Below are 12,457 nucleotides of genomic sequence, written 5' to 3' on the forward strand. Positions count from 1 at the left end.
ACTGCCTCAACGCCCGCGCAGGAACCATTTGTCGATCTCGGCCAGATTGAAATGCGCCCAGGTCGGGCGTCCGTGGTTGCACTGCCCGGAGCGCTCGGTGATCTCCATGTCGCGCAGCAGGGCATTCATTTCCGGGATCGTGAGCCGGCGGTTGGCGCGGACCGCGCCGTGGCAGGCCATGGTCGACAGCAGCTCGTCGCGCGCGGCGGCCACGCGCCGGCTCTGGCCATGTTCGCGCAGGTCGGCCAGCACGTCGCGCAGCAGCGCGCCGGGTTCGGCATGGGCCAGCAGGGCCGGCACGCTGCGCACGCTCAGGCTCTGCGGGCCGCTGCGGGTCACATCGAATCCCAGCTCGGTCAGGGTGGCGGCCTCGCGCTCGGCCACGTCGGCCTCGCGTTCGGCCACCGCCAGCGTCATCGGCACCAGCAGCGGCTGGGCGGTCAGGCCGATGCCGTCGTGCGCGGTCTTCAGGCGCTCGTAGCCGATGCGCTCGTGCGCGGCGTGCATGTCCACCACGATCAGGCCGTCGGCGTTCTCGGCCAGGATGTAGATGCCGTGCAGCTGGGCGATCGCATAGCCCAGCGGAGGAATGACGTCCTGCGCGTCGTTGGCGGGCAGCGGCATCGCCGGACCCGGCTGCGGGCTGCGGATCGACGGGCTGCTGTACAGCGCCGCATAGGCCCCCGGCGCATCGGCCACGCGCAGCCCCAGCGGCGACTGCTGCGCGCCGGTCCACTGCAGGTGCTGCGGCACCTGCCCCGCTGCCAGCGCGGGGGCGCCGTAGGCGGCCTGCGCCATCGGCATCGGCATGGCGGCCATCTCGCCGGCGCCGTCGGCGGTCACGCCCGCGCGCGTGCCGGCCAGCGCCTCCTGCAGGGTGCGGAAGACGAAGTCATGGATCATCCGCGATTCGCGGAAGCGCACCTCGTGCTTGGCCGGATGCACGTTGACGTCTACCCGCGCCGGATCCAGCTCCAGGAACAGCACGTACGCCGGCTGGCGGCCGTGATACATCACGTCCTGGTAGGCCAGCTTCACCGCATGGGCGATGTTGCGGTCGCGCACCGCGCGGCCGTTGACGTAGAGGTATTGCTGGTCGGCGCTGGCGCGCGAATACGCCGGCTGCGCGATCCAGCCGTGCAGGCGCAGGCCGGCGCCGCTGTGATCGATGCGCAGCGCGTGCCGGGCGAATTCCTCGCCCAGCGTCTCGTGCAGGCGCAGGCTGGGCTCGAGCTGGCCGCCGCCCTTGTAGCGGCGCGACGGCCGACCGTTGTGCGACACGCGCAGCTCCACGTCCGGGCGTGCCAGCGCCAGCGAACGCAGCCATTCCTCGATGTGACCCAACTCGGTGCGCTCGGCGCGCAGGAACTTGCGCCGCGCCGGCACGTTGTAGAACAGCTCGCGCACTTCGACCGTGGTGCCCTGCGCATGCTGGCGCGGCGTGACCTCGCCCATGCGCCCGCCGTCCACCTGCAGGCAGGCGCCGTGCGCATCGTGCGCGCGACGCGAGCTGAGGCTGAAACGGCTGACCGAGGCGATCGAGGGCAGCGCCTCGCCGCGAAAGCCGAGCGTGGCCACGGTCTCCAGATCGTCCAGCGAGGCGATCTTGCTGGTGGCATGGCGCGAGACGGCCAGCGGCAGTTCCTCCGGCGCGATGCCGCCGCCATCGTCGCGGATGCGGATCAGGCGGATGCCGCCTTCCTCCAGGTCGATGTCCACCCGCTGCGCGCCGGCGTCCAGCGCGTTCTCGACCAGTTCCTTGACGACCGAGGCAGGCCGTTCGACCACCTCGCCGGCGGCGATCTGGTTGATCAGGGTGTCGGGAAGCTGGCGAATGGGCACGGGCGAGGAATGAGCGCGAAAGAAATCCGCGGTCAGTCTAAATCACCGAACCGCGCTTGCTTTGCCCACGCCTCACCGCGCCCCACTCACCCCCGCCTCAAGGCGCCCCGCCGCCCGAATTGCCGCCAGCAGCAGCCTGCGCGCGCGCGGCGAACAGCGTGCCCGGCGGCGGCTCGCGGCTGAAATAGGTCTCCACGCCCTGCAGGATCGCGCCGGCGATCTGGGCCTGGAAGGCCGGATCGGTCAGCTGCTTCTCTTCGGTGTAGTTGGAGATGAAGGCCGTCTCTACCAGCATCGCCGGCATGTCGGAGGTGCGCAGCACCGCGAAGTTGGCCTTCTCAAGCGTGGCCTTGTGCGCGTTGCCCACGTCCTTGAGCCCGGCCAGCACGTGGCCGGCGGCGTTCTCGGAGGCCTTCATGTGGCCGCTCTGGGCCAGGTCGATCAGCACCGAGCCCAGCGTGCTGTCCACGGTCTGCAGCTTGACGCCACCGATCAGGTCCGAGGCGTTTTCCTTGTCGGCCAGCCAGCGCGCGCGCTGCGAGGTCGCGCCCTTGAGCGAGAGCACATAGACCGACGAGCCGCTGGCGCTGCGGTTCTCGGCGGCGTCGGCGTGGATGGAAATGAACATGTCCGCATGCGCCGCGCGCGCTTTGACCGCGCGCTGGTTGAGCGGGATGAAGTAGTCGCCGTCGCGGGTGAGGTAGGACTTCAGGCCGGGCGTGGCGTCGATCTGCCGGGCCAGCTGGCGGGCGATGGCCAGGGTGACGTTCTTCTCGTACTTGCCGGTCGGGCCGATGGCGCCGGAGTCCTGGCCGCCGTGGCCGGCATCGATGGCGATCACCAGCGGACGCATGCCGGCGCGCATGGCCAGCTTGGGCTGCGGCAGCACCTGGGCCGGGGCGTCGGCGACGACGGACTTGGGTTCGACCGGCGCGGGGCGACCGGTGGCGATGGTCACGCCGGGCGCGATGGTCTCCGGCACGTTCGTCGCGGCCGGCGTGGGCACCACGACGCCGGGCACGGGCTGGCCGGCCAGGATCGCCGCCGGCGACAGCGTGCTGGACACCGGCGTGGCGGGCGCCTGCTGCTGGGGCGAAGGCGCCGACGGGACGGGCGTGGTCACCGGCGCCTGAACGACGGGCGCCGGGGTGGCGGGCAGCGGGCGCGTGGCCTGGGCGACCAGCGCCGAGGTCGTCTGCGCGGCGGCGACGCTGGCCGGCACGGCCGCCGCCGTCGCGCTGGGCGTGGACGCGGGAGCACTGGCGGTCGCCGGGCCGTCGCCGGGCCACTCGATCACCAGCCGCGACAGCGCGCCGGCGCCTTCCATATGCGGATTGACGGCCGTGATGGGCCCGGCCAGGTCGAACACCACGCGGAACGTCCCAGGCACCGGCTGCCCGGTGCGCACGGCGGTGACCACGCCACTGGGCGCGGGCAGCTTGAGGGATTTCAGCGCGGTGGAGGCCGGCAGGTCGACGACCAGGCGGTTGGGATTGGCCAGGGAAATGGTTTTGTAGCTGCCCGCGCCCTGCAGCTGGATCTCGGCGCGGGTGCCGGTCGGGCCGTTGACCAGGTCGATGGCGCGCACTTCGCCGGCATGGGCGACGGGCACGACGCTGGCCAGAAGCGCGGCGCTCCCCCATGCGATCGCAAATGCGGTCATCCCCTTCGGCATGCGGCGATTCAAGCACTGCCCAAGCGTAAAGGCAACCCCTTTTCCCTTAATAATCCGTGACCTGCCGAAACTTTCTCGCCTCGCCCGGCATAAGTCGCCCCTAACTGACGATTTCCGCCAGACGGGCCAGCCAGGCCTGCCCGGTCTCGGTCCCCGCCACCAGGCGCGCGTCCCGGCCCTGACCCGAGATCTCCAGGAAGATCTCCAGGTCCGCGCGCGGCAGCCCGCCGCGGCCCTTTTCAGGCCATTCGATCAGCCACAGCGTGGCCACGGCCTCGTCCAGGCCGAGGAAATCCAGCTCGCTGGCATCGCCCAGCCGATACAGGTCCAGGTGCCAGGCCTCGCCGCCGTCGATGGGGTAACGCTCGATCAGCGTGTAGGTGGGGCTGCGCACCGAACCGGTCACGCCCAGCCCGCGCAGCAGCGCGCGCGCCAGGGTGGACTTGCCGGCGCCCAGGTCGCCATGCAGATGCACGGCCGCCTGCGGCGGGCGGGTGGACGCCAGCGCGCTCCCCAGCCGCGCGGTGTCCTCGACCTGCGCCAGGTGCAGCCGCATCAGCCGGCCTCCTGCGGATTGGCCAGCGTCGGCAGGCAGTCGAACAGATCGCTGGCCAGCAGGCCGCGCTGGCCGCGCTGCGCGGCGGCCGCGTCGCCGGCCAGCCCGTGCAGCAGCGCACCCGCGCTGGCCGCGGCGAACGCATCCAGCCGTTGCCCGCGCAGCCCGGCGATCACGCCGGTCAGCACATCGCCCATGCCGCCGGTGGCCATGCCCGGATTGCCGGTGGTGATCACGCGCGGCAGCTGGCCGTCCTGCGCGATCAGCGTGCCGGCGCCCTTGAGCACGACCGTGGCCTGCCAGCGTGCCGCCAGCTCGCCCGCCGCGCCGAACCGGTCGGCCTGCACTTCGGCGGTGGAACGCCCGAGCAGGCGCCCGGCTTCGCCCGGATGCGGGGTCAGGATGGCGTCGCCCAGCGCGCGCGGCTGCTGTGCGATCAGATTGAGCGCGTCGGCGTCGAGCACCAGCGGCTTGCCGGCTTCCAGCGCCAGCCGCAGCAGCGCGCGGCCCCAGTCGCCCTGGCCCAGCCCGGGGCCGATGGCGATGACATCGGCCGCCTCGAGCAGCGGCTGCAGATCGCTGCCGGATTCCACCGCGTGCACCATCGCCTCCGGACGCCGCGTCAGCAGCGCGCCGACATGCGCCTGGCGCGTGGCCACCGTGACCAGGCCCGCACCGCTGCGCAGCGCGGCCTCGGTGGTCATCATGATCGAGCCGCCGTGGCCCAGATCGCCGCCGATGCACAGCACGCGGCCGTTCTCGCCCTTGTGCGTGTCCAGGCGACGGGGCTTGAGCCAGGTCGCCAGATGCTCGGCCTGCAGCAGTTGCGCCTTGGGGGCGGTCATGCGCAGCAATTCGTCAGGGACCTCGAGCGGATCGAGCAGCAGTTCGCCGGCATGTTCGAGCCCGGCGCCGGTGTGCAGCCCGTGGTGGCGCACGATGAACTGCAGCGTGCACCGTGCACGCACCGCCGCGCCCGGCGCGGTCCCCTGCCCCGCATCGATGCCGCTGGGCACATCGAGCGCGAACACCGGCGCCGGCTGCGCATTGATCGCCTCGATCAGCGCCTGCGCCTGGCCTTCCGCGCGCGCGCGCCAGGCCGATGCCGAACAGCGCATCGACCACCACGTCGGCCGGCGGGAACTGCTCGGGGAACAGGGCCACCTGTCCGCCGGCGGCGATGTAATCGGTGCATGCGCGCTGGGCCAGGTCGGTGCGCGGCGTGTGGTCCTCCAGATGCAGCACCACCACCTGCCGCCGCGCGCGCAGCGCGCACAGGGCCAGCACGTAGCCATCGCCGCCGTTGTTGCCCGGCCCGCACACCACCGTGATGCGCTCGGCGCGGGGCCAGTCGCGTTCCAGCACCCGCCACGCGCCCTGCCCCGCCTGCTGCATCAGCGCGAAGGCGCCGCCTGCCAGGCGCGCGCTGGCTTGCTGGTCCAGGGCACGTGCCGCGGCGGTGCCGAACAAGGGGAGAAGGGCCGTCATGGCGCGCGATTCTATACTTGCGTCCATGACTGCTTCGTCTGCGACATCGCCCGATCCGCACGCGCTGGCCGCGCGGATCCGTGCGCTGGCGCGCGCGGCCGGTTTCCAGCGCTGCGGCATCGCCGGCATCGAGCTGGGCCAGGACGAAGACCACCTGCGCAGCTGGCTGGCCGAGGGCCTGTACGGCTCGATGGACTGGATGGCGCGCCACGGCCAGCTGCGCGCGCGGCCCGCCGAGCTGATTCCCGGCACCCTGCGCGTGATCTCGGTCGGCCTGGACTACGGGCGCAACGACAGCGACGACGCCTGGACCACGCTGGGCGATGGCACGCGCGCCTATGTGGCGCGCTATGCGCTGGGCCGCGACTACCACAAGCTCATGCGCAACCGCCTGCAGAAGCTGGCGCTGAAGCTGCAGGAGGAAGTGGGCGCCTTCGGCCATCGCGTCTTCGTCGATTCGGCGCCGGTGCTCGAGCGCGCGCTGGCGCGCAACGCCGGGCTGGGCTGGATCGGCAAGCACACCTGCCTGATCGACAAGCAGGGCGGCTCGTGGTTCTTCCTCGGCGAGATCTACGTCGACATCCCGCTGCCCATCGACGCGCCGGCCAGCGCGCACTGCGGCACCTGCGTGCGCTGCATCGAGGTCTGCCCCACCCAGGCCATCGTCGCCCCGCACCGGCTCGATGCGCGGCGCTGCATCGCCTATCTGACCATCGAGCACGACGGCGCGATTCCGATCGAACTACGCAAGCCGATCGGCAACCGCATCTTCGGCTGCGACGACTGCCAACTGGTCTGCCCCTGGAACAAGTTCGCCAAGCGCACCGACGAGCCGGACTTCCGCGCGCGCAACGACCTGGATACGGCCACGCTGCCGCAGCTGTTCGCCTGGGACGAAGACGAATTCCTGCGCCGCACGGAGGGCTCGGGGATCCGCCGCAGCGGCCACGAGCGCTGGCTGCGCAACATCGCCGTGGCGCTGGGCAATGCGCCGACCACCCCGGAGATCCTCGCAGCCCTGGCCTCGCGCCGCGACGCGCCTTCCGCGCTGGTGCGCGAGCATGTCGGCTGGGCCTTGGCGCAGCACGGCGCCTGAAGGCGTCGGAAGCCGGTAGAGCGGAGCTTGCTCCGCTGCTCCTCAGACAGCCCGCATTGTGTAGAGCGGAGCTCGCTCCGCTGCTCTTCGAACAAGCCGCATTGTGTAGAGCGGAGCTTGCTCCGCTGCTCTTCGGACAGGGCGCATGTAAAGCCTCAGCGGAGCAAGCTCCGCTCTACATGCGCAAAAACCCACCTTCGCTTTTCAGCGCGTGCGGATCTGCTCCAGCAGCGCCTGGGTGACCGGATCGTCGGCCTGGGCCTGGCCCTTGAGCGCCGGCAGCAGGCCGTTGGCCAGCTGCTTGCCCAGCTCGACGCCGAACTGGTCGAAGGCGTTGATGCCCCAGGCCAGCGACTGCGCGTACACGCTGTGCTCGTACATGGCGATCAGCGCGCCCAGCGACTGCGGGGTCAGCGCGTCGAGCAGGATCATGGTGCTCGGCCGCCCGCCGGCGTAGCTGCGGTGCGGGTCGTCGCTGGACTGGCCGTTGGCCAGCGCCTCGGACTGCGCCAGCAGATTGGACAGCAGCGCGATGTGGTTCTCGGCGTAGGGGTCGTCGTTGTGGATGGTGCCGACGAAATCCAGCGGCACGATCTGCGTGCCCTGGTGCAGCGCCTGGAAGAAGCTGTGCTGCACATCGGTGCCCGCCCCGCCCCACCACACCGGCACGGTCTCGCAGTCCACCGGCGTGCCGTCGATGCGCACCGACTTGCCCAGGCTCTCCATCACCAGCTGCTGCAGATAGTTGGGCAGCAGCGCCAGGCGCTGGTCGTAGGTCATCACGCCGTGCGCGGCGTGGCCGAGCACGTTGCGGTTCCAGATGGCGGTCAGCGCGTGGCGGATGGCCAGGTTGGACTCGGCCGGGGTCTCCAGCACGTGCTGGTCCATCAGCGCGGCGCCGTCGAGCAGCGCGCAGAAGTTGTCGAAGCCGATCGCCAGGGCGATCGGGAAGCCCACCGCCGACCACAGCGAGTACCGCCCGCCCACCCAGTCCCACATCGGCAGCACGCGCGCATCGGGGACGTCGAAGGTCTTGGCGGCGCGCTCGGGATTGGCGCTGACCGCGTACAGGCGCTCGCTGCCGCCCAGCCAGTCGGCCAGGATCTTGCCGTTGAGCAGCGTCTCCTGGGTGCCGAAGGTCTTGGAGATCAGGATCGCGGCGGTGGTCGCCGGGTTCAGGCCGGCCAGCACGCGCTGCGCCGCGGCGCCGTCGACGTTGGACAGGAAGTGCACGCGCAGCTTGGGCTGCAGCGGGCGCAGCGCATCGGAGACGTGGCGCGGCCCCAGGTCCGAGCCACCGATGCCGACGCTGACGATGTCGGTGACCTCGCTGGCCTCCAGCTCGGCCACCAGCTTGCCCATGCGCTCGCGCACGCCGGCCGCCTCGGCATAGGCGTCCTGGGCAACCTGGGCGTCGGTCAGGTCGCTGCGCAGCGCGGTGTGCAGGGCCGAGCGGCCCTCGGTCGGGTTGACGATCTCGCCGTGGAACAGGCGCTGGTAGGCCGCCTTGAGATCGAGGTCCGAGGCCAGCGCATGCAGCGCGTCCAGCGCCTGGCGGTCATAGCCCTGGCGGGCGAAGCTGGCGTACACCGGCCCCACCCGCAGCGCCAGCTCCGACGCGCGGGCAGGATCCTGTTCCAGCAAGGCCGGCGCGCGGGTGCCGCGCAGGCGGTTGGCGTGGGACTGCAACGCGTCGAAGTTCGTCATCAGGCGGCCTGCTTGGGAATCGATTGGTTGGTGTGGGTGATGCGGTTCTGGCCGTCCACGTAGATCAGCGTGGGCTTGAACGCGTCGGCCTCGGCTTCGGACATGCTCGCAAAGGCGGCGATGATGATGATGTCGCCCACCTGCACATGGCGCGCGGCGCCGCCATTGAGCGAGATGATGCCGCTGCCTTCGTCGGCGCGCAGGGCGTAGGTGCTGAAGCGCGCACCGTTGGTGACGTCCCAGATGTGCACCTGCTCGAACTCGCGGATGCCGCTGGCGTCGAGCAGGTCGCCGTCGATGGCGATCGAGCCTTCGTAGTTCAGCTCGGAATGGGTGACGGTGGCGCGGTGGATCTTGGTCTTGAGCAGGCTCAGGTGCATCGGCGTAGGACAGCAAGAGGAAAGCAGGCCGGCGAGTCTAGCAGCGCACGGCGTGTCCGATCGGCCAACCTGGGCGACTTTCAGAATTCCAGGTTATCGATCAGCCGGGTGGTGCCCAGGCGGGCGGCGATCAGCGCCACCTTTGGGCCCGTCTCGCCGTCCACCGGCTCGGACAGGTCCGGGCGGCGCACCACGGTGTAGTCCACCACGTAGCCGACCTGCGCCAGGCGCGTCGCGGCGGCCTGTTCGACCTGGGCGCGCGGGGCGCCGGCGGTCAGCGCGTCGCGCATCTGCAGCAGGGTGCGGCGGATCTCGGCGGCGACGGGGCGCTGCTCGTCGGAGAGGTACTGGTTGCGCGAGCTCATCGCCAGGCCGTCGGCCTCGCGCACGATGATGCCGCCCAGGATCTCCACCGGGAAGGCCAGGTCGGTGACCATCTGCCGGATCACCGCCAGCTGCTGGTAGTCCTTCTTGCCGAAGGCGGCCAGGTCCGGGGTGACCTGGTTGAACAGGCGGCTGACCACCGTGCACACACCGTCGAAGTGGCCGGGCCGGCACTCGCCTTCCAGCACCCCGCTGACGCCGGGCACGTGGACCTTGGCCGCCAGCTCGATGCCGAACGGATACATCGACTCGACCGTGGGCAGCCACAGCACGTCGCAGCCGGCGCCTTCCAGCCCGGTGGTATCCGCATCGGGCGTGCGCGGATAGCGCGTGTAGTCCTCGTTGGGGCCGAACTGGGTCGGGTTGACGAACACGCTGGACACCACGCGGTCAGCGTACTGGCGCGCCAGCATCACCAGCGAGTAATGCCCGGCGTGCAGGTTGCCCATGGTCGGCACGAAGCCCACCTTCAGGCCCTGGCGCTTCCAGCCGGCCACGCGTGCGCGCAGCGCGTCGAGTTCAGTGATGGTTTCGATCATGTGCGCCCTACCCGCGCGTCGGAGTCGATGGGGTCGGACGTGCGTCAGTACGCATGGGCGGCATCGGGAAAGTGGCCTTCGCGCACGGCGTCGGCATAGGCGCGCACCGCGCCGGCGATCGAGCCGCCCTGCTCCAGGAAATCCTTGACGAACTTCGGCCGGCGGTGGCCCATCTCCAGGCCCAGCAGGTCGTGCAGCACCAGCACCTGGCCGTCGCACTGCGCGCCGGCGCCGATGCCGATGGTCGGGATGTCCACCGCCGCGGTGATGCGCGCGGCCAGCGTGGAGGGCACGCATTCGAGCACCAGCAGGCTGGCGCCGGCCTGGGCCACCGCGATGGCGTCGGCCAGCAGCTTCTCGGCCGCGGCGTCCTCGCGCCCCTGCACCTTGTAGCCGCCGAAGGACAGCACCGACTGCGGCGTCAGCCCCAGGTGCGAGCACACCGGGATGTCGCGCTCGCTCAGGAAACGGATGACCTCCAGCTTGTGGCCGGCGCCTTCCAGCTTGACCATCTCCGCGCCGGCCTGCAGCAGGCGCGTGGCCGCCTCGAGCGCGCGCTCGGGCGTGGCGTCGGACTGGAAGGACAGGTCGGACACCAGCAGCGCGCGCTGCAGCCCGCGGGCGACGATGCGCGTGTGGTAGACCATGTCCTCCACGGTCACCGGCAGGGTCGAGTCATGCCCCTGCACCACCATGCCCAGCGAGTCGCCGATCAGCACCAGGTCCACGCCCGCCGCGTCGAGCGTGCGGGCGAAGCCGTAGTCGTAGCAGGTCAGCATCACCAGCTTCTGCCCGGCCTGCTTGGCCTGGCGCAGGGCGGGAACGGTCCAGGGCTTGCTGTCGGCGTGCGTACTCATAGCCGATCATTATCCACTCATAACGCGGTGATGGCGCCACGGTCGATGCGGAAAGCTGCTTCCCGCACGCTGCCGTGGCCGGCGATGCGCAGCTCCGGGGCCACATCGGCCAGCGGCACCAGGGCGAAGGCGCGCTCGTGCAGGCGCGGATGCGGCACCTGCAGACCAGGCACATCGATCACCGCCTCGCCGTAGAGCAGCAGATCCAGGTCCAGCGTGCGCGGACCCCAGCGCTGTTCGCGGCTGCGGTCGCGGCCGAAGCCGCGCTCGATCTCCAGCAGCGCCGCCAGCAGGGCCGGCGCCGGCAGCGTGGTGGTCACGCGTGCGGCAGCGTTGACGAAGTCCGGCTGGTCTTCCACGCCCCAGGCCGGCGTCACGTACAGCGGCGAGGCCGCCACCAGCCCGGTGTCGGGCAACGCGCCGATCGCCGCGAAGGCCGCGCGCAGCGTGCCCGCCGCATCGCCCAGGTTCGGCACCCGGCCGATGCAGGCGGTGACCGGGGCGGTCATTCCCCGCTGGCGCCGGCCGCGCCGCTGCGCCGACGCCGGCGGCGGCGACGCTTGGACGGCGGCGCGTCCTCGTCGGTATAGCTGTCGATGGCCGGCTCCAGGCCCAGGCTGGCCGACAGTTCCTCGTTGGACTGGGTCTGGGCCTCGGGTCCAGAAGGCGACATCGGCGGCGTGCTCGGGCGAGGCCGACTGGCGCAGCACCAGGAAGTCGAACGCCGCGCGGAAGCGCGGATGGCTCAGCAGGCGCACCACGCGCTTGCGCTGGCGCTGGGAGAAGCGCGACTGCAGCAGCCAGATCTCCTGCATCGGCAGGGAGAAGCGACGCGGCAGCGCGATGGTGGTCAGCTGGTGCAGGGTGACCCGGTCGGCGGCGCGGCGCGCGGCCTCTTCCGGATGCGTGCCCTGCGCTTGCAGGCCGATCAGCGCGCGGCAGTAGGCCGGCCACAGCAGCAGGGCGAACAGGAAGGCCGGCGAGACCGGCTCATCGGCCGCCACGCGCGCATCGGTGCCGGCCAGGCCTTCGAGCACCATGGCGCGCAGCGCGCCGCTGCGGTTGGACTTCAGCGCCGCCGCGCTCTCGGGCAGCAGCACGGTCAAAAGGCCGGTGCGCTCCAGGCCCTCGAAGCTGGCCACGGCATGGCCGGACAGGAACAGCTTGAGCACCTCCTCGAACAGCCGCGCCGGCGCGGCCTCGGCCAGCAGCGGGGCCAGCTCGGGGATCGGCGCGGCGGTCGGCCCGTCGATGGTGAAGCCCAGCTTGGCCGCCAGGCGCACCGCGCGCAGCATGCGCACCGGGTCTTCACGATAGCGCTGCTCCGGATCGCCGATCAGCCTCAGCCGGCGCGCCTGCACGTCCTCGAAGCCGCCGCAGTAGTCGCGCACCGAGAAATCCTCGATGGCGTAGTACAGCGCGTTGGCGGTGAAGTCGCGGCGGACCGCGTCGTCCTCGATGGTGCCGTAGACGTTGTCGCGCAGCAGGCGGCCGTCCTCGTGCAGCTCGCGGTCGCCGCTGCCGTCGTCGCTGTTGGCGCGGAAGGTGGCGACCTCGATGATCTCGCGTCCGAAGACCACGTGCGCCAGCCGGAAGCGGCGGCCGATCAGGCGGCAGTTGCGGAACTGCTGCTTGACCTGCTCGGGCGTGGCGTCGGTGGCCACGTCGAAGTCCTTCGGGTGATGGCCGACCAGCAGGTCGCGCACGGCGCCACCGACCAGATAGGCCGAAAAACCCGCATCACGCAGGCGGTAGAGCACGCGCAGAGCGTTGGGGCTGATGTCCCGGCGCGAGATGGTGTGTGCTTCGCGCGGGATGACGGTGGGCTGAAGTTCGGAGGTGATGATCGCGGCGTCCGTTGATGTGGCGGCTGACCCGATTGCCGGGAGCCCAAGCTGCGAATATACTAACCAGCTCAAGCCGTCACGGCCAA

Annotated in this window: 9 protein-coding genes and 2 pseudogenes; 1 reads left to right on the forward strand and 10 read right to left on the reverse strand. The window is 71.1% G+C overall.

The genetic code is table 11. The features are described 5' to 3' along the window. Positions 1 to 6 precede the first annotated feature (6 nt). The 4 genes and pseudogenes from mutL to ACFJIT_RS08980 form a co-directional block, all read right to left on the reverse strand. Positions 7 to 1,842, reverse strand: a complete 1,836-nt coding sequence (mutL, locus tag ACFJIT_RS08965; protein WP_379655630.1) for a DNA mismatch repair endonuclease MutL — start codon at positions 1,840 to 1,842, stop codon at positions 7 to 9. A gap of 97 nt (positions 1,843 to 1,939) precedes the next feature. Further along, the gene (locus ACFJIT_RS08970; RefSeq protein ID WP_379655631.1) at positions 1,940 to 3,517 is read right to left on the reverse strand and encodes an N-acetylmuramoyl-L-alanine amidase; all 1,578 of its coding nucleotides are present in this window, start codon (positions 3,515 to 3,517) and stop codon (positions 1,940 to 1,942) included. A 100-nt stretch (positions 3,518 to 3,617) separates the two neighbouring features. Continuing rightward, positions 3,618 to 4,073 carry a tRNA (adenosine(37)-N6)-threonylcarbamoyltransferase complex ATPase subunit type 1 TsaE gene (tsaE, locus tag ACFJIT_RS08975; protein ID WP_130534096.1) on the reverse strand — a complete coding sequence of 152 codons (456 nt, stop codon included), beginning with the start codon at positions 4,071 to 4,073 and terminating at the stop codon, positions 3,618 to 3,620. Further along, positions 4,073 to 5,561, reverse strand: a pseudogene (locus tag ACFJIT_RS08980) (NAD(P)H-hydrate dehydratase). The gene tsaE and the pseudogene ACFJIT_RS08980 overlap by 1 nt, the downstream one beginning before the upstream one ends. 25 nt (positions 5,562 to 5,586) lie before the next feature. Here ACFJIT_RS08980 and queG point away from each other — a divergent pair. After that, on the forward strand, positions 5,587 to 6,657 hold the full coding sequence (gene queG, locus ACFJIT_RS08985) for a tRNA epoxyqueuosine(34) reductase QueG (protein ID WP_379655632.1): 1,071 nt from the start codon (positions 5,587 to 5,589) through the stop codon (positions 6,655 to 6,657). 204 nt (positions 6,658 to 6,861) lie between these two features. Here the strand turns inward: queG and pgi are convergent, their stop codons facing one another. The 6 genes and pseudogenes from pgi to pcnB all read right to left on the reverse strand — a co-directional run bounded on the left by pgi (position 6,862) and on the right by pcnB (position 12,404). Continuing rightward, positions 6,862 to 8,364 (reverse strand): glucose-6-phosphate isomerase, encoded by a 1,503-nt coding sequence (pgi, locus tag ACFJIT_RS08990; protein WP_379655633.1) that lies wholly within the window; start codon positions 8,362 to 8,364, stop codon positions 6,862 to 6,864. Beyond that, positions 8,364 to 8,744, reverse strand: coding sequence for an aspartate 1-decarboxylase (gene panD, locus ACFJIT_RS08995; protein ID WP_130518939.1), 381 nt, complete (start codon positions 8,742 to 8,744; stop codon positions 8,364 to 8,366). Before panD ends, pgi begins: the two co-directional genes overlap by 1 nt. Before the next feature lie 80 nt (positions 8,745 to 8,824). After that, entirely contained in the window at positions 8,825 to 9,667 is an 843-nt protein-coding gene (gene panC, locus ACFJIT_RS09000; RefSeq protein WP_379655634.1) for a pantoate--beta-alanine ligase, read from the reverse strand. 44 nt (positions 9,668 to 9,711) lie between these two features. Further along, positions 9,712 to 10,524 (reverse strand): 3-methyl-2-oxobutanoate hydroxymethyltransferase, encoded by an 813-nt coding sequence (panB, locus tag ACFJIT_RS09005; protein WP_379655635.1) that lies wholly within the window; start codon positions 10,522 to 10,524, stop codon positions 9,712 to 9,714. 17 nt (positions 10,525 to 10,541) lie between these two features. Then, entirely contained in the window at positions 10,542 to 11,033 is a 492-nt protein-coding gene (gene folK / locus ACFJIT_RS09010) for a 2-amino-4-hydroxy-6-hydroxymethyldihydropteridine diphosphokinase (protein WP_379655636.1), read from the reverse strand. Then, positions 11,030 to 12,404: pseudogene (gene pcnB, locus ACFJIT_RS09015) on the reverse strand (polynucleotide adenylyltransferase PcnB). Before pcnB ends, folK begins: the two are co-directional and overlap by 4 nt. Positions 12,405 to 12,457: the final 53 nt, after the last annotated feature.

It is taken from the genome of Pseudoxanthomonas sp. UC19_8 (assembly GCF_042700505.1).
Lineage (GTDB): Bacteria > Pseudomonadota > Gammaproteobacteria > Xanthomonadales > Xanthomonadaceae > Pseudoxanthomonas_A > Pseudoxanthomonas_A winnipegensis.